Source organism: Rhodanobacter soli (genome assembly GCF_039523495.1).
GTDB classification, from domain to species: Bacteria; Pseudomonadota; Gammaproteobacteria; order Xanthomonadales; family Rhodanobacteraceae; genus Rhodanobacter; species Rhodanobacter soli.
Window position 1 is genome coordinate 459,251 of record NZ_BAAAFK010000001.1, and the last position, 20,561, is coordinate 479,811.

General features: G+C 67.2%; 21 protein-coding genes. 8 read left to right on the top strand and 13 right to left on the bottom strand.

The genetic code is table 11. The features are described 5' to 3' along the window. Positions 1-793: isocitrate lyase (gene aceA / locus ABD024_RS01955; RefSeq protein ID WP_343849074.1), on the bottom strand; the 793-nt coding region annotated here is incomplete at its 3' end. Positions 794-825: 32 nt separating this feature from the next. Next, positions 826-2,421 (bottom strand): malate synthase A, encoded by a 1,596-nt coding sequence (aceB, locus tag ABD024_RS01960; protein ID WP_343849076.1) that lies wholly within the window; start codon positions 2,419-2,421, stop codon positions 826-828. Positions 2,422-2,544: 123 nt separating this feature from the next. On the opposite strand from aceB, the gene ABD024_RS01965 reads away from it, so the two are divergent. After that, a complete protein-coding gene (locus ABD024_RS01965; RefSeq protein WP_343849078.1) occupies positions 2,545-3,585 on the top strand; it encodes a LysR family transcriptional regulator in 1,041 nt (346 codons plus the stop codon). 62 nt (positions 3,586-3,647) lie between these two features. Here the strand turns inward: ABD024_RS01965 and ABD024_RS01970 are convergent, their stop codons facing one another. The 7 genes from ABD024_RS01970 to ABD024_RS02000 all read right to left on the bottom strand — a co-directional run bounded on the left by ABD024_RS01970 (position 3,648) and on the right by ABD024_RS02000 (position 8,538). Continuing rightward, positions 3,648-4,244 carry a 1-acyl-sn-glycerol-3-phosphate acyltransferase gene (locus tag ABD024_RS01970; RefSeq protein ID WP_343849080.1) on the bottom strand — a complete coding sequence of 199 codons (597 nt, stop codon included), beginning with the start codon at positions 4,242-4,244 and terminating at the stop codon, positions 3,648-3,650. Further along, on the bottom strand, positions 4,241-4,663 hold the full coding sequence (arfB, locus tag ABD024_RS01975) for an alternative ribosome rescue aminoacyl-tRNA hydrolase ArfB (RefSeq protein WP_343849083.1): 423 nt from the start codon (positions 4,661-4,663) through the stop codon (positions 4,241-4,243). Before arfB ends, ABD024_RS01970 begins: the two co-directional genes overlap by 4 nt. Before the next feature lie 79 nt (positions 4,664-4,742). Next, entirely contained in the window at positions 4,743-5,456 is a 714-nt protein-coding gene (locus ABD024_RS01980) for a pseudouridine synthase (RefSeq protein WP_343849085.1), read from the bottom strand. A gap of 42 nt (positions 5,457-5,498) precedes the next feature. Beyond that, positions 5,499-7,148, bottom strand: coding sequence for a ubiquinone biosynthesis regulatory protein kinase UbiB (ubiB, locus tag ABD024_RS01985; RefSeq protein ID WP_343849087.1), 1,650 nt, complete (start codon positions 7,146-7,148; stop codon positions 5,499-5,501). Beyond that, entirely contained in the window at positions 7,145-7,795 is a 651-nt protein-coding gene (locus tag ABD024_RS01990; RefSeq protein ID WP_343849089.1) for a ubiquinone biosynthesis accessory factor UbiJ, read from the bottom strand. Before ABD024_RS01990 ends, ubiB begins: the two co-directional genes overlap by 4 nt. 27 nt (positions 7,796-7,822) lie before the next feature. Beyond that, the gene (gene trmL, locus ABD024_RS01995) at positions 7,823-8,293 is read right to left on the bottom strand and encodes a tRNA (uridine(34)/cytosine(34)/5-carboxymethylaminomethyluridine(34)-2'-O)-methyltransferase TrmL (RefSeq protein ID WP_343849091.1); all 471 of its coding nucleotides are present in this window, start codon (positions 8,291-8,293) and stop codon (positions 7,823-7,825) included. 41 nt (positions 8,294-8,334) lie between these two features. Next, positions 8,335-8,538 (bottom strand): hypothetical protein, encoded by a 204-nt coding sequence (locus ABD024_RS02000; RefSeq protein WP_343849093.1) that lies wholly within the window; start codon positions 8,536-8,538, stop codon positions 8,335-8,337. A 261-nt stretch (positions 8,539-8,799) separates the two neighbouring features. Between ABD024_RS02000 and ABD024_RS02005 the strand changes: the two genes are divergently transcribed. The 3 genes from ABD024_RS02005 (at position 8,800) to pssA (ending at position 13,722) form a co-directional block, all read left to right on the top strand. Beyond that, positions 8,800-11,670: a M16 family metallopeptidase gene (locus tag ABD024_RS02005; RefSeq protein WP_343849095.1), complete on the top strand. Its 2,871-nt coding sequence runs from the start codon at positions 8,800-8,802 to the stop codon at positions 11,668-11,670. Positions 11,671-11,813: 143 nt separating this feature from the next. Beyond that, positions 11,814-12,212 (top strand): DUF4156 domain-containing protein, encoded by a 399-nt coding sequence (locus ABD024_RS02010; protein WP_343849097.1) that lies wholly within the window; start codon positions 11,814-11,816, stop codon positions 12,210-12,212. Between the two features lie 118 nt (positions 12,213-12,330). Then, positions 12,331-13,722 carry a CDP-diacylglycerol--serine O-phosphatidyltransferase gene (gene pssA / locus ABD024_RS02015; RefSeq protein WP_343849099.1) on the top strand — a complete coding sequence of 464 codons (1,392 nt, stop codon included), beginning with the start codon at positions 12,331-12,333 and terminating at the stop codon, positions 13,720-13,722. A gap of 3 nt (positions 13,723-13,725) precedes the next feature. On the opposite strand, the gene ABD024_RS02020 is transcribed toward pssA, so the two are convergent. Both ABD024_RS02020 and ABD024_RS02025 read right to left on the bottom strand, forming a co-directional pair. Beyond that, positions 13,726-14,325, bottom strand: a complete 600-nt coding sequence (locus tag ABD024_RS02020; protein WP_343849101.1) for a GNAT family N-acetyltransferase — start codon at positions 14,323-14,325, stop codon at positions 13,726-13,728. A gap of 19 nt (positions 14,326-14,344) precedes the next feature. Then, positions 14,345-14,551, bottom strand: coding sequence for a YdcH family protein (locus ABD024_RS02025; protein ID WP_343849103.1), 207 nt, complete (start codon positions 14,549-14,551; stop codon positions 14,345-14,347). A gap of 110 nt (positions 14,552-14,661) precedes the next feature. Here ABD024_RS02025 and ttcA point away from each other — a divergent pair, with 110 nt between their 5' ends. The 4 genes from ttcA to ABD024_RS02045 all read left to right on the top strand — a co-directional run bounded on the left by ttcA (position 14,662) and on the right by ABD024_RS02045 (position 18,752). Beyond that, positions 14,662-15,519: a tRNA 2-thiocytidine(32) synthetase TtcA gene (gene ttcA / locus ABD024_RS02030; protein WP_343849105.1), complete on the top strand. Its 858-nt coding sequence runs from the start codon at positions 14,662-14,664 to the stop codon at positions 15,517-15,519. A 40-nt stretch (positions 15,520-15,559) separates the two neighbouring features. Continuing rightward, positions 15,560-16,762 (top strand): amino acid aminotransferase, encoded by a 1,203-nt coding sequence (locus ABD024_RS02035; protein ID WP_343849107.1) that lies wholly within the window; start codon positions 15,560-15,562, stop codon positions 16,760-16,762. Between the two features lie 185 nt (positions 16,763-16,947). Beyond that, positions 16,948-17,865 carry a recombination-associated protein RdgC gene (locus tag ABD024_RS02040; protein ID WP_343849109.1) on the top strand — a complete coding sequence of 306 codons (918 nt, stop codon included), beginning with the start codon at positions 16,948-16,950 and terminating at the stop codon, positions 17,863-17,865. A gap of 116 nt (positions 17,866-17,981) precedes the next feature. Beyond that, complete coding sequence (locus ABD024_RS02045) at positions 17,982-18,752, top strand: M48 family metallopeptidase (RefSeq protein ID WP_343849111.1); 771 nt, start codon at positions 17,982-17,984, stop codon at positions 18,750-18,752. Positions 18,753-18,770: 18 nt separating this feature from the next. Here the strand turns inward: ABD024_RS02045 and ABD024_RS02050 are convergent, their stop codons facing one another. Then, positions 18,771-19,358 carry a sterol desaturase family protein gene (locus ABD024_RS02050; RefSeq protein WP_343849113.1) on the bottom strand — a complete coding sequence of 196 codons (588 nt, stop codon included), beginning with the start codon at positions 19,356-19,358 and terminating at the stop codon, positions 18,771-18,773. A gap of 152 nt (positions 19,359-19,510) precedes the next feature. After that, positions 19,511-20,455 carry an alpha/beta fold hydrolase gene (locus ABD024_RS02055; RefSeq protein ID WP_343854426.1) on the bottom strand — a complete coding sequence of 315 codons (945 nt, stop codon included), beginning with the start codon at positions 20,453-20,455 and terminating at the stop codon, positions 19,511-19,513. Positions 20,456-20,561: the final 106 nt, after the last annotated feature.

A 20,561-nucleotide genomic window follows, 5' to 3' on the forward strand; every position in this document is an offset into this window, starting at 1 on the left:
GGTCCAGCCCCGGGCGCACGCGGTAAAAGCCTTCGACGGTGCGCTCGCCGGTGATGAAGGCCTTGTCGTTCGCGTCGATGTCCGAGGTGAGCAGGTCGGCGGCGTCGGCGTCGGTGCGCGCCACCAGCAGGGTCGGCACGCCGGCGACGTCGGCGGCAAGCCGCGCGGCGTTCAACTTGTCGACCGCCTCGCGGGTCGGCACCAGCACCTTGCCGCCCATGTGGCCGCACTTCTTCACCGAGGCCAGCTGGTCCTCGAAGTGCACGCCGGCGGCGCCGGCCTCGATCATCGCCTTCATCAGCTCGAACGCGTTCAGCACGCCGCCGAAACCGGCCTCGGCGTCGGCCACGATCGGTACCAGCCAGTCGCAGTCGTCCTTGCCCTCGGCATGGTGCAACTGGTCGGCGCGCAGCAGAGTGTTGTTGATCCGCTTGACCACCAGCGGCACGGAGTTGGCCGGGTACAGCGACTGGTCGGGATACATTTCACCGGCCACGTTCGCGTCGGCGGCGACCTGCCAGCCGCTGAGGTAGATCGCCTGCAGCCCGGCCTTGACCTGCTGCATCGCCTGGTTGCCGGTGAGTGCCCCAAGGGCATTGACGAAGTCCTCCTGGTTCAGCGACTTCCACAGCCGCTCGGCGCCGCGGCGGGCCAGCGAATGCTCGACCGCAACGGTGCCGCGAAGGCGCACCACGTCCTCGGCCGAGTAGTTGCGCTGCACGCCGGTCCAGCGCGGGTTGTTGTCCCAGTCCAGGGTGATCTGTTCGGCGGTGGGCAGGGTGGTGGTTTTCATGGCGTGGCTCCGTAAGCGAAAGTTCGGACGGTTCAGGCGAGCTGGTCGTAAGCGGGCAGGGTGAGGAAGTCGCCGAGTACGTCGGCGTGAGTCATCGCCGAAAGCAGGTCGGCGGCCGTGTCGGCGCGAGCGGCGCCAGGATGTTGGCTGTCACGCAGGCGATGGGTGTGCGTGGCCACCGCGTGGTCGAACAGGGCGAAGTCGATCGGCGCCTGGTCCGGGAATTCGAGGTCGCCGTGATGCAGCCACTGCCACAACTGCGCGCGGGCGATCTCGGCAGTGGCGGCGTCCTCCATGAGGTGATGGATCGGCACGCAGCCGAGGCCGTCCAGCCAGGCGGCGGTGTAACGCAGGCAGACCTCGACGTTGTTGTCGAAACCGGCGCGCGTGATCGTGCCATTCGGTGCCGCGAGCAGTTGCTCGCGCGTCACGTGCACGTCTTCGCGCAGCACGCTCAGCTGGTTCGGGGCCGGCATGTATTGGTCGAAGATCTGCTGCGCCACAGGTACCAGCGCGGGGTGCGCGACCCAGGTGCCGTCGTGCCCGGCCTGCACTTCGCGCAGCTTGTCGGCACGCACCTTGGCCAGCGCCGCTTCGTTCGCTGCCGCGTCGCCCTTGATCGGGATCTGCGCGGCCATGCCGCCCATCGCGAACGCGCCGCGGCGATGGCAAGTCTGGATCAGGAGTTCGGAATACGCCTTCAGGAATGGCGCGGTCATGCCGACCTGGGCGCGCTCCGGCAGCAGCCGGTCGCGATGGCTGCGCAGGGTCTTCAGGTACGAAAAGATGTAGTCCCAACGGCCACAGTTGAGGCCGACGGCGCGGCGGCGCAACGCGTGCAGGATCTCGTGCATCTGGAACGCCGCCGGCAGCGTCTCGATCAACACGGTGGCTTTCATCGTGCCGACCGGCAGCTGCAGCTCGTCCTCCGCCGTGGCCATCACCGCGTCCCACAGCGCGGCCTCCTCCATCGCTTCGAGTTTCGGCAGGTAGAAATACGGGCCGCGGTCGCGGCTGTGCAGCGCGCGGGCGTTGTGGAAGGCGAACAGGCCGAAGTCGACCAGCGCACCGGCCATCGGCTCGCCGTCCACGCTGACGAACTTGTCGTGCAGGTGCCAGCCGCGCGGACGCACCACCAGCACGGCCGGCTTGTCGTTGACGCGGTAGCTCCTGCCGTCGGGCGAGGTGAACGCGATGCTGCCGTTCACCGCATCGCGCAGGTTGATCTGGCCGTCGAGCTGATTGGCGAAGGTGGGCGCCGAGGAATCCTCGAAGTCGGCCATGAACACTTTCGCACCGGAGTTCAGCGCGTTGATGATCATCTTGCGCTCGACCGGTCCGGTGATCTCGACGCGGCGGTCCTGCAGTGCGGCCGGGATCGGTGCCACGGTCCAGTCGGACTCGCGGATCGCCAGTGTGTCGGCACGGAAGTCCGGCAGGCCGCCGGCGTCGTAAGCTGCCTGGCGCTCACGCCGGGCCTGCAGCAGGCGCTGCCGGGTGGCCTCGAAGCGGCGGTGCAGCTGGGCCAGGAAACTCAGCACTGCGGGGGTCAGGATGCTTTCGTAACCGGCGTGGTCGGCGTGGATCTCGACGGTGCCGATCTCGAGTCGTTCCTGCGGTACTGCCATGGGTTCGCTCCGTGTCGTGGGTGACTCGAAGCTAGGGCAGAAGCTATGTATTTGACAAAGTGAATGTTTCAATCACTACTATGAGCGTTGCCAATATTTATTCCAACTAACTGAATGAATTCAATGAAAAGGCTTGGTGACACGCTGAACAAGCCGAAAAAGTCGCGCGGCAACGCAGCAAAAAAGCGTGTCGTTGGCGAGCATGCCGACGAAGCGGGCGGCCGTTTCTACTACAAGGGCAACCGCCACAAGCAGCTGCGCGCGTTTGTCAGCGTGGTGAAACTGGGCACGCTGACCCGCGCCGCCGAGGCGCTGTACCTGTCGCAGCCCACCATCAGCCTGCAGTTGCAGGCGCTGGAACGGGAGCTCGGGGTGAGCCTGGTCGAGCGGCGCCGGCGCCGCATCAACCTCACCGATGCGGGTGAGGCGCTGTACGAGCTGGCTCGGCCGCTGGTCGAGGGCTGGGACACGCTGGATCGCGACTTCCAGGCCAAGGTAAAGGGCCTGCAGTCCGGCCGACTGACCATCGCCGCCGGCACCTCGACCATCCAGTATCTGTTGCCCGAGCTGGTGCGCAGCTATCGCGAGCGCTTCCCCGCGGTGCAATTGCAGCTGGCCAACGTCACCGGCAAGGACGGCCTGGCCTTGTTGCGTGCCGACGATGCCGACTTCGCGGTCGGCTCGATGCTCGATGTGCCGAATGACATCGCGTGGGCGCCGGTGCACCACTACGACCCGATGCTGATCATGCCGCCGGATCATCCACTGGCCGCGAAAGAAAAAATCACGCTGGAGGATATTTCGCCGTATGGGCTGATCCTGCCGCCGCAACGGCTGTCCACTTACCGGCTGGTCGACCTGGTGTTCCAGCAGCAACAGGTGCCGTACCACGTGGCGATCGAGGTGGGCGGCTGGGACGTGATCAAGGAATACGTGGCGATGGGCATGGGCATCTCGATCGTCACCGGTATCTGCATCACCGCGGCCGATCACGGCCGTCTGGCCGTGCGCAACATGAAGCAGTACTTCCCGCAGCGCAGCTACGGCGTGGTGATGCGCAAGGGCAAGTTCCTCAGCGCCGAGGCGCGCGCGTTCATCGACCTGGTTCGTCCGGGCCTGCTGACCCATCGTGACTACGACGATCCGGGGCATTCGCAGCGCTGATCTTGCCGCGCGCTCTGCTGGGCCGTGCCGCCCTGCGGGGGTTTGGCGCACGGCGCACACGGTCAGACGTCGCGGTGCTTGCCCTTGAACGGCGCGTAGAACGCGCGCAGGCGGGTGATGTCGGCGTCCATGTCGGCGCTGGTATCGAACAGCGGGCCGAGCTGGATGGTCTTGTCGGGGTAGTGGAAAGCCACCGTAAAAATCGGCACGCCGGCGTCGTGGGCGATGCGCCAGAAACCGCTTTTCCAGCGCTTCACCGGCTTGCGCGTGCCTTCCGGCGCGATGCCCAGCCAGAGTTTCTCGCGCTGACGAAACTGGTCGATCATCTGCTCGACCACGCCCTTGGCGGCGCCACGGTCGATCGCCATGCCGCCGAGCCGACGCAGCAGGCCGCCGAGCGGCCAGAAAAACAACTCCTGCTTGCCCATGAAATGCACGTCGGCGCCCACCGCCACCTTGACCAGCAGGCCCCACATGCCGTCCCACCAGGACGAGTGCGGCGCGGCGATCAGCACCAGCTTCGGCGCGTCGGGGAACTCGCCGACCAGACTCCAGCCGGCCATGCGCAGCACGGCACGGCAGGTGCGGCGTTGCCACCCGTCGCGCAGTTGCGGCATCTGCGGCGGCAACTGGGCGGGAGTCGGGAGATGACCCTTCATTCGAGCTCCGGTTTGCGTGAGCGGTCCTGCTTGATCCTGCCGCGTTGCTGCTTGCCGGCCAGGCGGCGCTCCTTCGAGGCGCGGGTCGGTTTGGTCGCGACGCGTTTCTTCGGCGGCAGCAGCACGCCGCGGATGATCTCGACCAGTCGCTCGCGCACGTCGTCGCGGTTACGCGCCTGGTCGCGGAAGCGGCGCCCCTGGATCACCAGCACGCCTTCACTGGTCAGTCGGCGATCGCGGCGCTCCAGCAGGCGCGCGCGGACTTCCTCCGGCAGCGAGGGCGAGTTGACCACGTCGAAACGCAGCTCCACCGCACTCTCGGTGCGGTTCACGTGCTGCCCACCGGGGCCGTCCGCGCGCAGGAAGCGCTCGACCAGTTCGGACTCGGGCAGGGAAATGCTGCGGCTGACGATCAACATGCAAGGAGTGTAAAGGGGGCGAGGGGCGAGTAGCGAGGGCGCAAGGACCGGATTGTCCGGCCAGTCCGCGGGCTGGCGCTCAAGCACCCTCACTTCCCATCGGCAAGCTCCAGCCGACGCGTTCGAGCAGTTCCACATATGCTGCGTCCAGCGGCGCCTCGAGCTCCATCGTGGCACCCGTGACCGGATGTGCGAAGCGCAATCGCCACGCGTGCAGCAGCATCCGGTGGCAGCCGAAATGCTGCTTGTACAGCCGGTTGTGGTCGCCGCGGCCGTGCTGGCAGTCGCCGATCACCGGATGGTGGATGTGCGCAAGGTGCTTGCGGATCTGACGGAAGCGGCCGCTCTCCGGTTCGGCCAGCAGCAGCGCGTAACGCTGTTGCGGATAGCGGCCCAGCGCGATCGGCACCTCGACCGTGGCCAGCCGCCGGTAGTGCGTGCGCGCCTCGCGGCGCGGGCCGGTTTCGCGCGAGCCGGGCAGCGGATAGTCGACCACGCTTTCCGCCGGCTCCGGCCAGCCGCGCACCACCACCAGGTACTGCTTGTGCACCGCGCGCCCCATGAACTGTTCGCCCAGCGCGGCGGCGACTTCCTTGCTGCGCGCGATCAGCAGCACGCCGCTGGTGGCGCGATCGAGCCGGTGCGCCAGGTACACGCTGTCGCCGACCTGTTCGCGCAGCAGGTCGATCAGAAACTCCTCGGCGTTGCCCACCATTTTCGAGCGATGCACGGCGAGTCCGGCGGGCTTGTTCACCGCGATCAGCGCATCGTCCTGGTAGAGAATCTCGATCATGGTTTGGTCTGTGCGGGAGCGCACACTGTGCGCTCCCGCAGATCAGCGCGAGCGTGGCCAGCCGATCGCGAACGCCAGCAGCCCGGCGATGCCGGCGCACAGCGGCGGCCAGATGCCGTGTTGCGGCGCCGATGTCCACAGCAGGGCCGCGCCGATCAACAGTGCGCCGCCGAGCAGGCCGCAGGCAAGCAACTTGTGCTGGCGCTGCGCGTTCTCGTGCAGCAGCTTGAGCGCCGCCGGGTCGCTCAGTGCGCGCTGCTCGCCGCGGCCGATCTGGCGCAAGGCATCACGCATCAGCTCGGGAAATTCCGGCGCATGGTGCAGCCATTCGGGCAGTCGCTTGCGCACCTCGCGCAGAGTGCGCAGCGGGCTGTAGCGTTCGCGCAGGATGCGTTTCAGCACCGGATGCGCCACCGCCCAGATGTCGATCTCCGGGTCGAGCATGCGACCGACGCCCTCGATGTTGAGCAGGGTTTTCTGCAGCAGGATCAGCTGCGGCTGCAGGGTCAGCTCGAAGCGGCGAGCGGTTTGGAACAGCTTCACCACCAGCTCGGCCAGCGAGATCTGCGACAGCGGGCGGGTGAAGTACGGCTCGCATACCGTGCGCACCGCCGCCTCCAGCTCATCCAGCCGCACGTCGGCGGGCATCCAGCCGGCGGCCACGTGCAGTTGCGCGATGCGCGCGTAGTCGCGCTCGAACAGCGCAATGAAGTTCTGCGCCAGCCAGTACTGGTCGGCCTCGGGCAGCGAACCCATGATGCCGAAATCCAGCGCGATGAAGCGCGGCTCGCCGGTGTGCGTGGGGTCGACCCAGATGTTGCCGGGGTGCGCGTCGGCGTGGAAGAAGTTGTCGCGGAACACCTGTTCGTAGAACACCCGCACGCCCTTGGCAGCGAGCGCCTTGCGGTCGAGCCCGGCGGTGTCGATCGCTGCGATATCGTCGCTGCTGATGCCGTACACGCGCTCCAGTGTCAGCACGCGCGCACTGGTCAGTTCCCAATGCACGGCCGGCACGTAGAGATCCACGCCACTGTCAAAGTTGCGCTTGAGCAGGCTGGCGCTGGCGCCTTCGCGCTGCAGGTCCAGCTCGTTCTCCAGCATCTTCTCGACTTCGGCGACGACGTCCAGTGGACGGATCTTGTCGGCGTTCGGATGCCAGCGCTGGGCCAGCTCGCCGAGCGAACGCAGCAGCTTCACGTCGCGGGCGATCTGCGCGTCGATGCCCGGGCGCAGCACCTTCACCACCACCTCGCGGCCGTCGTGCAGGGTGGCGGCGTGCACCTGGGCGATCGAGGCGGAGGCCAGCGGGGTTTCGTCGAATTGGGCGTATAGACGGCCAATCGGAGATTTCAGTTCCTGCTCGACGATCGCGCGCGCCGCGCTGCCCGGGAACGGCGCGACCTGGTCCTGCAGCAGGGCGAGTTCGTCGGCGATGTCGGCCGGCACCAGGTCGCGCCGGGTCGACAGCACCTGGCCGGCCTTGACGAAGATCGGCCCCAGTTCGGTCAGTGCATGGCGCAGGCGTGCGCCGCGCGGCAGGCCGCGGATGTCGATGCGCGGGCGCGCCACCAGAGGGCGCAGCAGTTTCAACGGGCGGTACAGGTGGGCGGCGTCGACCAGTTCGTCGAGCCGGTACGCCAGCAGCACCGAGGCGACCCGCAGCAGGCGCGGCACCACCTTCAGCGGCGTCACGCGGCGTTGCCCTGCAGGCGTTGCACCAGCCGTTGCACGCGCGATTCCAGCCGCTCGCTGCGCTCGCGCAGGTCGTCCACGCCGTCGAGGAAACCTTCGACTTCGCCTGGTGCCATCGCCACGCGCGCCTCGTCGCGCAGCCAGTCGGCGGTGTCTTCGGTGAGGTGGCTGGCGGTGTCGCGGGCGTGGGCGAGGCCCGTGCGCACGGCCTTGGCCAGCGGCACGCCGAGCACGTCGCCGAAGCTGCGCGCGAACGCTTCCTCGAAATCCGGAGCGAACTTGCTGGCCAGTTTTTCCAGCCGGCGTGCCAGCTCGGCGTCGCCGGCGATCTCCACCTTGCCCGGTGCGATGCCGTCGTCGTCACGGCGGAACAGCATCGCCAGCAGGCTGCCCGGGGTGGCGGCCACCTTCAGCTGGTTGTCGTCTTGCGGCGGACCGACTTTCAGGCGCGTGCCGTCGACGCTGACGGCCAGCGCGAGCTCCGGTCCGCGCAGGTGCAGTTGTACGCTGCGGCCGCTCAACGCAGCCAGCTTCTGCTGCGTGTCCGGATCCAGCGACAAGGTGTGGTTCAGCGCGGTTTCCAGCGCACGGCCAGCGAGCTTGCGCAGCGGTTGCGGCAACCAGGAGTTGGGAGTGGCGGCGTTCATCCGCCGATTGTAGCCCGCCGACCGGGCTCAGACGCTCGCGGCGCCGGCGAAGCCGAGCTGGCGCCAGGCTTCGTAGACAGCCACGGCGACGGTGTTCGACAGGTTCAGGCTGCGGCTGTTCGGGCACATCGGCAGGCGCAGGCGCTGGTCGGTGGGGATCGACTCCAGCACGTCGCCCGGCAACCCGGCGGTTTCGCAGCCGAACAGCAGCGCATCGCCGTCGGCAAAGCGGGCGTCGACATGGGCAACCCGGCCGCGGGTGGTGAAGGCGAACACGCGTGGCGTGCCGATCGCGCCGAGGCAGCTGGCCAGGTCGTCGTGCACGGCGACGCTGGCGTACTCGTGGTAGTCCAGTCCGGCGCGACGCATCCGGGCATCGTCAAGCTCGAAACCGAGCGGTCGGATCAGGTGCAGCGCTGCACCGGTGTTCGCGCACAGGCGAATCACATTGCCGGTGTTCGGCGGGATCTCGGGACGGAACAGGATGACGTGGAGCATCCGGCCATTATCGCGTGTCCGCGCCGATCCATGTCGAATGCTCAGCCGCCGATCTGCGGGCAGACCACACCGTCCGGCGGCAACGCGCAGCTACTGGGCGCGGCCAGCAGGATGGCCCCAACGCTGCTGTTGGCGGCGAGCTGCACGGAGGCCGACGTAGTCGTCACCATCGCGCCGAAGATCAGGCCGCAGACCGCCAGGCAGGCGATGAACAGGCCGCGCAACATCAAGGTCTCGAATTTCATGATCATGTCTCCGATGAATGAAGTGAAGTTCCTGCCCTCTTGGTTTAGCAATCCCCATGCCAAGCCATAATATTTTGCCAAGCCATTGATTTTGCAAGATTAAGTGAATGAGTTTGGCGGCCGGAGCATTGTCCGCGGACAGCTCGCTGACCGCCGCCGGACAGCCGGACAGGTCACCGTCGACCGTGCCGCAAGTCATTTGCGATGGCTGCGTGGCGCCGCTAGCCTGCAGGGACTCATCCGTGAAACAGGAGGTTCACCGTGGCAAAGAAACCGCTCGCCCTGCTCGTCGTCGGCCTGCTGACCTTTACCGGCGGCATGCCGCTGGCGCTGGCCGTTCCCGATGCGGCTGTCGCGACCGCGGCGACGCAACAAATCCCCGAACTCGCCTACACCCGCTTCACCCTGCCGAACGGCCTGACCGTGGTGGTGCACGAGGATCACAAGGCGCCGGTGGTGGCGGTGAGTGTGTGGTATCACGTCGGCTCGTCGTACGAGCCGAAGGGCAAGACCGGTTTCGCGCACCTGTTCGAGCACCTGATGTTCCAGGGCTCGGAAAACCACAAGGACGAGTTCTTCAAGCCGTTCGAACTGGCCGGTGCCACCGACCAGAACGGCACTACCTGGCTCGACCGCACCAACTATTTCGAGACGGTGCCGACCAGCGCGCTGGACATGGCGCTGTGGATGGAATCGGACCGCATGGGCCACCTGCTCGGCGCGATCGGCCAGCCGCAGCTCGACGAGCAGCGCGGCGTGGTGCAGAACGAGAAGCGCCAAGGCGAGAATCAGCCCTACGGCCGCGCCAGCGAGCTGATCCAGGCCGAGGCGTTCCCGGCCAACCATCCGTATCACCACGACACCATCGGCTCGATGGACGACTTGAACGCCGCCTCGCTGGGCGACGTGAAGCAGTGGTTCCGCGACTACTACGGCGCCGCCAACACGGTGGTGGTGCTGTCCGGCGACATCACGCCGGCCGTGGCGCAGGAAAAGATGCTGACGTACTTCGGCGACATCGCCGCCGGCCCGCAGGTACCACGGCCGCAGCCGTGGGTGGCGCCGCGCGACAGCTCGACCCGCGGCACGATGACCGACAACGTGGCGCAGACCCGCATCTATCGCGAGTGGAACGTGCCCGGCCGCGGCACCCGCGACGAGAACCTGCTGGAGCTGGCCGCCGCGGTGCTGGGCGGCAGCAAGACCTCGCGGCTGTACCAGCGGCTGGTCTACCAGGACAAGCTCGCCGACGACGTTTCGATCGAGGTCGAGCAGCACGTGCTGGCCAGCCTGTTCAACCTGCAGGTGGACGTGAAGAAGGGTGCGGACCCCGCCAAGGTCGAGGCGGCGATCGCCGACGAATGGCGGAAATTCCTGAAGGGCGGCCCCACCGCCGACGAACTGGCGCGGGTCAAGACGGAAACCCGCGCCTCGTTCGTGCGCGGGCTGGAGAAGGTCAACACGCAGGCGACGATCCTGGCCCAGGGCCAGCTGTATCGCAACGATCCGGGTGCCTACCTGAAAGACTTCAAGGAATACATGGCGGCCACGCCGGCCGATGTCAGTGCGGTGGCGAACAAGTGGATCGCCAAGGGCGATTACACGCTGACCGTGGTGCCGGGCAAGGTCGAGGAAACCGACATGGCAAACGTCGCCGGTCGTGCCGCTGCCAGCGGTGCGCCGCCGCCGGTGCTGTCGGCGAAGGGCGACTACCGCACGGTGACGAGCGATGTCGACCGCAGCAAGGGCGTACCCGCGGTCGGCACATTCCCGGACTTGAGCTTCCCCGCCCTGCAGCGCGGCAAGCTCGACAACGGCGTCGAGGTGATCCTGGCCGAGCGCCACACGGTGCCGGCGGTGCAGATGCAGTTGTTGTTCGATGCCGGTTACGCGGCGGACCAGGGCCGCAAGCTGGGCACCTCCAGCTTCACCATGTCGATGCTGGACGAAGGCACCAAGAGCCTGGATTCGGTCGAGATCGCCAAGCGCAAGCAGCGCCTCGGCGCGTTGATCGCCAGCGGCTGCGGGCTGGACTACTGCAACGCCACGCTCAACGCGCTGGATGATCAGCTGAAACCGTCGCTCGACCTGTTCGCCGACATCGTGCGCAACCCGGCGTTCCGCGCGGCCGACATCAGCCGCCTGCGCGGCCAGTGGCTGGCCGGGATCGCTCAGGAAAAGAGCCAGCCGACCGGCATCGCGCTGCGCACCCTGCCGCCGCTGCTGTACGGCAAGGGCCACGCCTACGCGATCCCGTTCACCGGCTCGGGCACCGAGGCGTCGATCAAGTCGCTGAGCGACGCCGACATGCGCGCCTTCATGGGCGATTTCATCCGCCCGGACAACGTGCAGATCCTGGTCGCCGGCGACACCACGATGGCCAAGATCATTCCGCAGTTGAACGCGGTATTCGGCAACTGGAAAGCCCCGGCCGGCAAGGTGCCTGCGAAGAACATCGGCAAGGTCGCGCCGCCGGCGCAGGTGCGCGTGTACCTGGTTGACCGCCCCGACGCGCAGCAGAGCCTGATCCTCGCCGGCAGCCTGGCGCCGTCCACCGAGGCGCCGAACGATCTGGAAATCCAGACCATGAACGGTGCGTTCGGCGGCACCTTCACCTCGCGCCTCAACATGAATCTGCGCGAGGACAAGCACTGGGCCTACGGTGCCTTCAGCTTCCTGCAGAACGCGCAGGGCCAGCGTCCGTTCATGCTGTACGCGCCGGTGCAGACCGACAAGACCGCGCCGTCGGTGGCCGAGATGCTGAAGGAAGCGAAGGGCGTGATCGGCGACCAGCCGCTGACCGCGCAGGAGATCGACAAGATCAAGGTCGGCGACGTGCGCAGCATGCCCGGCGGCTACCAGACCACCTCGGCGGTGATGGGTGCGCTGCAGGGCATCGCGCTGTACAAGCGGCCGGACGACTACGTGCAGACCCTGAAGTCGCGCATCGAGGCGCAGACGGATGCTTCGGTGGAGGCGGCGGCGAAGGAGATCATCCATCCGAACCAGCTGACCTGGGTGATCGTCGGCGATCTGGCGAAGATCGAGGCACCGATCCGCGCGCTGAACCTCGGTCAGGTACAGGTACTCGACGCCGACGGCAAGCCGGCCGCCGGCAAACCGGCGAAATGAGCCGGCGTGCGACGCCGGGTTTCACCGGCGCCGCACGTTATGCGTTGGTTGCAGGACGCGCTGGCGTCCTCGCGTTAGGATGGAGGCCGCGCCGGCAACGGCCCGGCCTCCTTCATGTCCAAGACACTGCTGCGGAGCTACCCATGCGCAAGACCCTGTTGTTGCTCGTTCCCGTCCTCCTGCTCGGTGCCTGCAGCTGGGGCATCACGTTGGATGACGCGGCAAAAAGCGTGCGCACGGCCTGGAGCGGCGACGTATCCGCCTGCCGCGACCTGGGCAAGGTCACCGTCTCCGTGATGGAACGCGTCGGTCCGGTCGATCGCAACAACATCAAGGTGCGCGACGAGTTGGAAGTGCTGGCCCGCAACGAGGCCGCCAAGATGCACGCCGACACCATCAAGCCGCTGGCCGAGCCGGCCGATGGCTCGCAGCCGTGGGGCGCCTATCAGTGCGGTGCGAAGGTGGTGCCATCGGCACGTTCGTCCGCGCCGGCCAGTTCGGCGCCGGGCAACGCGCAGACTTTCCCGATCCAGGGCCACTGAGCGCACGCCTTCCGGCGACGCCGAATCCGCAGGCGAAAGCCGCAGCAGGGCAAGTAACGGCGGTGGGCGTACCGTGCGTGGTTTGCGATGATGCGCTCTGTTGTCTGCCGATCTCGCCATGAACAAGTTGATCACCGCACCGGGTCGTCTCGCGCGCCGCATGCTGCCGTTCCGGCGCAAACCGGAGACGCACGCCGACCTGCCGTTCTTCGCGGTGCCGGCCGACGCCATCGCCGTGCTGCCCGATCCGGCCGCGTTCCGCCAGACACTGCTGCGCCTGATCGCGCAGGCCAGCCGGCGCATCGTGATCGTGACGCTGTACCTGCAGGACGACGACGGCGGCCGCGAGGTGCTCGATGCGCTGTACGCGGCGAAGGCGCGGCGGCCGGGGTTGCAGGTGTCGGTATTCGTGGACTGGCATCGCGCGCGGCGCGGCCTGATCGGCAAGCAGAAGAGTGAAGGCAATGCGGGCATGTACCGCGAGTACGCCGCGCGGCTCGGCCCGGGTGTCGACATCTACGGCGTGCCGGTGCAGAACCGCGAGTTGTTCGGCGTGCTGCACCTGAAGGGCTTCGTGATCGACGATGCCGTGCTGTACAGCGGCGCCAGCCTCAACGACGTCTACCTGGTGCGGCACGGGCGCTACCGGCTCGACCGCTACCACCTGCTGCAGCATCGCGGCCTGGCCGATGCGATGGCGGCGTTCGTGCATCATCATTTTGTCGAGAGCGCGGCGGTGCGTCGGCTGGACGTGGCGGAGGTACCGTCCACGAAAATGCTGCAGTCGGCGATCCGCGAATTCCGCCACGATCTGCAACGTGCCGCGTACGAGGTGCCGCACGCCACCCTGGCTGCCGGCGAGGTGGCGGTGACGCCGCTGCCCGGTTTCGGCCGCAGCGACAATACGCTCAACGAGGCCTTGCTGGCGCTGCTGCGCGGCACGCGCCAGCGGGTGATCCTGCTGACGCCGTACTTCAATCTGCCGCGGCCGCTGCGCATCGTGCTGGGCCAGCTGCTGCGGCGCGGCTGCCACATCGACATCATGGTCGGCGACAAGACCGCCAACGATTTCTACATTCCGCCGGGGCAGCCGTTCAAGACCATCGGTCTGCTGCCGTACCTGTACGAGAACAACCTGCGCCGCTTCGCCCGCGCGCATCGCCGGCAGATCGACAGCGGCCAGCTCAACCTGCACCTGTGGCGCGACGGCGACAACAGCTACCACCTGAAGGGCCTGTTCATCGACGACGACGTGGCCGTGCTGACCGGCAACAACCTCAACCCGCGCGCGTGGTCGCTGGATCTGGAGAATGGCCTGGTGCTGCGCGATCCCGCACACCTGCTGCAGGCGAAGCACGCGGCGGAGTGGGCGGCCTTGCGCCGGCATGCCACGCGGCTGGCCGATTACCACGCGCTGGAAAGCCCGCGGCGCTACCCGGCCGAAGTGCGCAGGCTGCTGCGACGATTGAACCCCACACGACTGGACCGACTGGTCAACCGTCTGCTGTGACGTTCAGCCCGCGGCGAGCCGGTTGAGCCGCATGCCCAGCCAGTTCGCCACGTTTGGCCATTCGTCGGCGAGGATGCTGAAGCAGACGGTGTTGCGCAGGCTGCCGTCGGTGCGGCGCTTGTACGCGCGCAGCACGCCTTCGCGCTGCGCGCCGAGGCGTTCGATCGCGCGTTGCGAATCCTCGTTCTGTTCGTCGGTGTGAAAGGCTACCGCCACGCAACCCAGCGTCTCGAAGGCGTGCTCCAGCAGCAGGCGCTTGCAGGCGGTGTTGAGGTGGGTCTTCTGCCAGCGTTTCGCGTACCAGGTGTAGCCGATGGCGAGGCGCGGCAGTTCGGCGTCGATCTCGTAATAGCGGGTGCTGCCGACGATGTCGCCGCTGTCGACCTCGCGCACGGCGAACGGCAGCATCAGTCCGTCGGCCTGGCCCTGCAGCGCTTTCTCGACGTAGCCGCCAGCCTGTCCCGGCGGCGGCACGCTGGTGACCGTAAGGTTCCACAGCTCGCCGTCCGCGGCGGCGACTTCCAGTGCCGGCACATGGTCCAGGCTCAATGGCTCCAGCACGACGTAGTCGTCCTGCAGGCGGATCGGGGCGAACGGGTTCATGGGCAGTCCGGCGTGGCGTTCAGGCGTCGAGATCGGGGATCAACTTGCTCTCGAGCCGCGCGATGTTGTCCTTCAGCAGCAGCTTGCGCTTCTTCAGCCGGGTCAGCTGCAACTCGTCGCGACCGATCGCGGAGGCCAGCCGATCGATCGTCGCATCGAGGTCGCGGTGTTCCATCCGCAACTCGGCCAGGAGATGGACGATCTCGGCATGATCCTGAACCTGCATGGCAATAACGGCTGCTGGGGGCGATCCCTCTAGTTTAGCGCCGTTTGCCGCCGGGTAGCCCGGCGTCCGGCCGGCTACAATGGGCGGTCTTCACCGTCCGATTGGCCGTCATGTCCGCCCAGCTCGAGATTTCCTGCCCACCCGCCGCCGAGGCCGGCAAACTGGCTCGGCGCCTGCGCCGCCAGGTGGGCCAGGCGATCGGCGATTTCGGCATGATCGAGGATGGCGACAAGGTGATGGTGTGCCTGTCCGGCGGCAAGGACTCGTACACCTTGCTGGACCTGCTGCTGCAGCTGCAGGCGAAGGCGCCGGTGCGTTTCGAGCTGATCGCGGTGAACCTCGATCAGAAGCAGCCGGGTTTCCCCGAGCATGTATTGCCGGATTACCTCACGGCACGCGGCGTGCCGTTCCACGTCATCGAGCAGGATACCTACAGCACGGTGACGCGGGTGATCCCCGCCGGCAAGACCATGTGCAGCCTGTGCTCGCGGCTGCGCCGCGGCGCGCTGTACACCTGGGCCGCGGCGAACGGCATCACGAAGATCGCGCTCGGCCACCATCGCGACGACATTCTCGCCACGTTCTTCCTCAACCTGTTCTACCAGGCGCAGCTGAAGGCGATGCCGCCGAAGTTGCGCTCGGATGACGGCCACCACGTGGTGATCCGCCCGCTGGCGTATTGCCGCGAGAGCGATATCGCCGAGTACGCGGCGCAGCGGCAGTTCCCGATCATCCCGTGCAACCTGTGCGGCTCGCAGGACAACCTGCAGCGCCAGGCGGTGCGGCACATGCTGGCCGCGTGGGAACAGCAGCAGCCCGGGCGCAGCGAGAACATCTTTCGCGCACTGGCGCATGTGTCACCCTCGCATCTGGCCGATCGCCAGCTGTTCGATTTCGCGCTGGGCGCGTCGTCTGCCGCGGCCTGGCCTGCCGACGCGGCGGATGAGACCGCGAATCCGCAAGCTTGAACATTCCGCCCACCCTTCCACTGTCTGTCGAGTAACCGCCGTGTCTTTCTTTGTATCCGTTGAAATGGCCCCGGGCGATCCGATCCTGGGCCTCACCGAGACCTACGTGGCCGATCCGCGCCCGGGCAAGATCAATCTCGGCGTGGGTGTTTACGTCGACGAGCAGGGGCGCATCCCGCTGCTGCCGACCGTGCACGAGGTCGAGCAGGCGCTGGCCGCGGCGGCGAAGCCGCGCGGCTATCTGCCGATCGACGGCCTGGCGGCGTACAACCAGCTGACCCAGCAATTGGTGTTCGGCGCGGAGTCGCCCTTGCTGGCGGCCGGCCGCGTGGCCACGGCGCAGACCATCGGCGGCAGCGCCGCGCTGCGCGTGGCGGCCGACCTGCTGAAGCAGGTGGCCGGGGCGGGCGCGAAGGTTGCGATCAGCAACCCGAGCTGGGGCAATCATCATGTGGTGTTCCGCACCGCGGGTTTCGAACTGCTGGAATACCGCTACTACGACGCGGCCAGTCACGGTCTGGATTTCGCCGGCATGCTGGAGGACCTGGGCAAGCTGGAACCCGGCACCGTGGTGCTGCTGCACGCGTGCTGCCACAACCCGACCGGCGTCGACCTGGATGCGGCGCAGTGGCAGCAGCTGATCGAACTGCTCAAGGAGCGCCGGCTGCTGCCGTTCGTCGACATGGCCTACCAGGGCTTCGACCAGGGTACCGAACAGGACGCCACCGCGGTGCGCCTGCTGGCGGCGTCCGGCATCGAGGCGTTCGTGGTCGCCAACTCGTACTCCAAATCGTTCTCGCTGTACGGCGAACGTGTCGGCGCGCTATCGATGGTCGGTGCCGATCGTGGCGAGGCCGCGCGGCTGCAGTCGAAGATCAAGCAGGTCATCCGCACGATCTATTCCAGCCCGTCCACGCACGGGGCCGCGCTGATCGCTGGCGTGCTCGGCAGCACCGAGCTGCGTGCGCGCTGGGAACATGAACTGGGTGGCATGCGCGGGCGCATCCATGCGATGCGCGCCGGTTTCGTCGACAAGCTGGCCGCGCTGGGTGCGCCGGATTTCGGCTTCATCAACCGCCAGGCCGGCATGTTCTCCTACTCCGGCCTGAGCAAGGCTCAGGTGCACCGGCTGCGTGACGAGTACGCGATCTACGCACTCGACAGCGGACGCATCTGCGTGGCCGCGCTGAACCAGGCCAATCTCGATACCGTGGCTGCGGCGGTCGCTGCCGTCACTCGCTGATGCTTTGCCAGCCCCCGCACCGTTCGCCCCCGGATCAAGTCCGGGGCAGGCTCTGAGCGTAGCGCAGCGGAGTCGAAGGGCACGCTGCGACACCCTTCGACTTCGGCCCTTCGGGCCTACGCTCAGGGCGAACGGTGTGGGGAGCTGAAATCTTGCCTACGGGCCTCTTAAAATCCGGATATCGAATGTTCTTTCGCAACCTCACGCTGTTCCGTTTTTCCCCCGCCGTTGCCAACGACCTGAGCCGCCTCGACGAAGCGCTGGCCGAGCACCGGCTGCGCCCGTGCGGGCCACTGGAAATGTTCACCAAGGGCTTCGTGCCGCCGGTCGGTCGTGGCGAGCATGAGCCGCTCACGCATGCCGTCAAGCAATGCACGCTGCTGACCGTGGGCGGCGAGGACAAGCTGTTGCCGGCAGCGGTGATCAACGACGAACTGCATCGCAAGGTGCAGAAGATCGCCGAGGAAGAAGGCCGCAAAGTCGGCGGCCGCGAGCGCAAGCGGATCAAGGAGGACCTGCTGACCGAACTGCTGCCGCGCGCCTTCGTGCGCAACTCGCGGATGTCCGCCTACGTCGACAAGAAGCACGGCTGGCTGGTGCTGGACACCTCCAGCCGCAAGTCGGCCGAGAATGCGCTGACCCAGATCCGCGAGGCGCTGGGCAGCTTCCCGGCGGTGCCGCTGGCGCCGGAGGAGGGCCCGCGCGTGCTGATGACCGACTGGCTGGCCAACGGCAACCTGCCGGCCGGACTCACCCTCGGTGACGAGTGCGAACTGCGCGACCCGGCCACCGCCACCGGCGCGATCGCCCGCTGCCGCCGGCAGGACCTAGATGCCGAGGAGGTCAAGGAGCACCTACGCAACGGCAAGCAGGTGTTCATGCTGGGCCTGACCTTCGACGACCGCATCAGCTTCGTGCTGGGCGAGGACCTGATCGTGCGCAAGCTGAAGTTCCTCGACGTGGTGATGGACGAGCTGGGCGACAGCCAGCAGGACGCCCAGGCCGAGCTGGATGCCGGTTTTGCCCTGCTGACGCTGGAACTGGAGCGGCTGCTGGGCAAGCTGGAGGAATGGTTCGGCCTGCCGCGTCCGGCCGATAGCTGAACGAAATACCCATACCGCCGGGGCCTCCGGCGCGCCATACTGGGTGTCCGGCCGCTTGCTGGCGGCGGATCCCCATCCTTTGATCAGAACGGGCCAGGCGAGAAGCAGGCAGGATCATGGCGCAGCATCTGGAAGGCGATTGGCTGGAACTGGCAACGGTGGGTGGCAGCCTCATCCGGGTGCTGAAGAGCGCCCATCCGCGCGCGCGCCGGCTGCGCCTCACGGTGACGCCGCAGGGCGCGCGGGTGACCTATCCGCTGGGCACCCATCCGGCCCAGGTCAGCGCGTTCCTGCGCAACCACGCCGACTGGCTGGAGCAGAAGCTCGACGAACTGAACCTGATCGTGAAGCCGTTGCCGCCGCTGCGCGTGGGTTATGCGTGCAGTTTTCCGTTGCGCGGCGAGACGGCCGAGCTGGACTGGGCCGAAGGTACCTACCCGAAGATCGAGCCGCACGCGACCGGCCTTACCCTGGTGATCCCGCGCCCGCATACCCGTGCCTTGCCGATCGCCCGCGGGTTGCTCGCCTCGCATCTGGAAACGCTGATCCGCCGCGACGTCTCGCGCTGGCTGGCCGGCTACGTGCCACTGCTGGGGCTGGCGCCCACCGCGCTGAAGATCCGCCCGATGAAAAGCCTGTGGGGCAGCCTGGACACCCGCGACCGCATCAACCTCGATCTCGCGCTGGCGCTGGCGCCGCCGGCCGCGCTGCGCTACGTGCTGGTGCACGAGCTGTGCCATCTCAAGGTACGCAACCATTCGCCACGATTCTGGAGCCAGGTCGAAAGCCTGCTGCCCGGCTGGCGCGAACAGCGCGACTGGCTGCGCCAGCACGGCGCGATCCTGAAGGCCGAACTCGACCGGCTGATCGACGACGTGGCCGACTGACGCCAGCGCGCGGCCGTCTCAGTGGTTTCTGGGCTGGCGCACGTACTTCGTACCCAGCAGCACATCCCACAGCGGCGTGGTGACGCCGAAGTTGCTCTCGGGGTGATAGTGGTGCACGTGATGGGCGCCGGCCCAGCGCCGCAGCAGCGGCTGCTTGAAGCGCACGTGGTGGATGATGAAGTGGCTCAGGCCGTAGACGATGTAGCCGAAGGTGATCGCGCTGGCCAGCAGCAGGGCGAAGCCGGTGGGCATCACCAGCACAAACACGCCGGCCAGCGCCAGCAGTACGGCCGGCGGCAGGAAGAACGGCAGCGAGTCGTAACCCAGCGGCCGCTGGTGGTGCATGTCGTGACCCTGCGCGAACAGCGGGATCCGCGTGTGGAACATCCAGCGGTGGAAGAAGTACTCAATGAAGCTGAAGGCGAACAGGCCCACGCCAAGCGCCAGCAGCGCGGTCAGCGGGCCGTCGGCATGGCTGCGCCAGCCCAGCACCAGCAGCAACAGGCACAGCACGCTGTCCACGCCGAACTCGGCCCAGTAATTGGCGCGGGTGGCGGACATCCGCACTACCGCGTCCACGAAGATGCGCCAAGGGTTCCGCTTCATCACTTGATGCACCGTCCTGCCTTCATGCGCATGGGTACGCCAGACTGCGGCGTCACCGCCGCATTCTCCCATGGTGTCACACGCATTTCACAATGCCGTGTCAGGGCAGCGGCGATCTGTTCAGCATCCTGCATGCGGGTATCGTGCATGGCTCAGTGCGACAGTGCGAAGCCGGTGAGGATCTGCGCGGTCTGCTCGGGCTTTTCCAGCATCGGCATGTGGTTGCAGCCGTTGATGGTGCTGGTGCTGATCGCGCTGGCGCTGGTCAGACCGTTGCGCAGGCTGTCCAGCGCGGAGATGTCCACGATCCGGTCGTCATGGCACCACAGGCCGAGCACCGGCATGCTCAGCTGGCCAAGCCGGTTCTGCACCGAAAGGTACTGTCCGGGCTCGCGCAGTTCGGCGAAGGTGCGCTCGATGAAGGTGTGGTCGCGCTGGTTGTGTTTCACCAGCACGTCGACGAAACGGGCGGGCAGGTCGAGCGGCTTCTCGAATGCCAGCGAAGTGGCGCTTTCGAAACCGGCGCGGTCGTCGTACACGAACGGGTTCTTGCCGGCCAGCGCGTCGCTGTCGAACGCGTTCTGCCGGCCCTTCAGGCCGAACGAGTCGAGCAGGGCCAGTCCGGCCACGTGCTCGGGATGTTCGCTGGCGTACACGCCGGCGATCGCGCCACCCACCGAGTGGCCGACCAGCAGGAAGCGCTGCAGGCGCAGGGTCTGCACGAACGCATCGAGCCGCCCGGCCTGGGCGTCGATGTTGTAGCTGGCGTCGGGTACTCGCGAGGAGTCGCCCCAGCCGGGCAGGTCGGGAATAATCAGGTGGAAATGCGGCGTGAGCAGCTTCGCCGTTTTCAGCCAGACGTTCTTGTCCGCGGCGAAGCCGTGCAGCAGCACGATGGTCGGCCCCTGGCCGCCTTCGTAGTAGACCCAGTGCGTATCGCCGGCCTGTACCGAATGCTTGTCCAAGTGCGCCGCCATCGCCTCGCGGGTGACGTTCGCACGCAACAGCCACTGTGGCGCGAACAGGTAGCTGCCGCCGAGCACGATGGCCAGCAGCGCGGCCAGCCAGCCCAGGAATTTCAGCCGGCGCAGCAGCATGCGTTTCCAGAGCGGGGTGGTGATGTTCGTTGGTGGCGGCATGATGGTTTCTTGGAGGAGTCGTGACTGACATCGCTGCCTCCCCTGCGATGCAGGGGAGGAGCTG

What these genes read in the sequence shown, in the direction of transcription:
- aceB (WP_343849076.1), bottom strand. Translation starts at nt 2,421, where the DNA reads ATGGCAGTACCGCAGGAACGACTCGAGATCGGCACCGTCGAGATCCAC.
- ABD024_RS01965 (WP_343849078.1), top strand. Translation starts at nt 2,545, where the DNA reads ATGAAAAGGCTTGGTGACACGCTGAACAAGCCGAAAAAGTCGCGCGGC.
- ABD024_RS01970 (WP_343849080.1), bottom strand. Translation starts at nt 4,244, where the DNA reads ATGAAGGGTCATCTCCCGACTCCCGCCCAGTTGCCGCCGCAGATGCCG.
- arfB (WP_343849083.1), bottom strand. Translation starts at nt 4,663, where the DNA reads ATGTTGATCGTCAGCCGCAGCATTTCCCTGCCCGAGTCCGAACTGGTC.
- ABD024_RS01980 (WP_343849085.1), bottom strand. Translation starts at nt 5,456, where the DNA reads ATGATCGAGATTCTCTACCAGGACGATGCGCTGATCGCGGTGAACAAG.
- ABD024_RS01990 (WP_343849089.1), bottom strand. Translation starts at nt 7,795, where the DNA reads ATGAACGCCGCCACTCCCAACTCCTGGTTGCCGCAACCGCTGCGCAAG.
- trmL (WP_343849091.1), bottom strand. Translation starts at nt 8,293, where the DNA reads ATGCTCCACGTCATCCTGTTCCGTCCCGAGATCCCGCCGAACACCGGC.
- ABD024_RS02000 (WP_343849093.1), bottom strand. Translation starts at nt 8,538, where the DNA reads ATGAAATTCGAGACCTTGATGTTGCGCGGCCTGTTCATCGCCTGCCTG.
- ABD024_RS02010 (WP_343849097.1), top strand. Translation starts at nt 11,814, where the DNA reads ATGCGCAAGACCCTGTTGTTGCTCGTTCCCGTCCTCCTGCTCGGTGCC.
- pssA (WP_343849099.1), top strand. Translation starts at nt 12,331, where the DNA reads ATGAACAAGTTGATCACCGCACCGGGTCGTCTCGCGCGCCGCATGCTG.
- ABD024_RS02020 (WP_343849101.1), bottom strand. Translation starts at nt 14,325, where the DNA reads ATGAACCCGTTCGCCCCGATCCGCCTGCAGGACGACTACGTCGTGCTG.
- ABD024_RS02025 (WP_343849103.1), bottom strand. Translation starts at nt 14,551, where the DNA reads ATGCAGGTTCAGGATCATGCCGAGATCGTCCATCTCCTGGCCGAGTTG.
- ttcA (WP_343849105.1), top strand. Translation starts at nt 14,662, where the DNA reads ATGTCCGCCCAGCTCGAGATTTCCTGCCCACCCGCCGCCGAGGCCGGC.
- ABD024_RS02040 (WP_343849109.1), top strand. Translation starts at nt 16,948, where the DNA reads ATGTTCTTTCGCAACCTCACGCTGTTCCGTTTTTCCCCCGCCGTTGCC.
- ABD024_RS02045 (WP_343849111.1), top strand. Translation starts at nt 17,982, where the DNA reads ATGGCGCAGCATCTGGAAGGCGATTGGCTGGAACTGGCAACGGTGGGT.
- ABD024_RS02050 (WP_343849113.1), bottom strand. Translation starts at nt 19,358, where the DNA reads ATGAAGCGGAACCCTTGGCGCATCTTCGTGGACGCGGTAGTGCGGATG.
- ABD024_RS02055 (WP_343854426.1), bottom strand. Translation starts at nt 20,455, where the DNA reads ATGCTGCTGCGCCGGCTGAAATTCCTGGGCTGGCTGGCCGCGCTGCTG.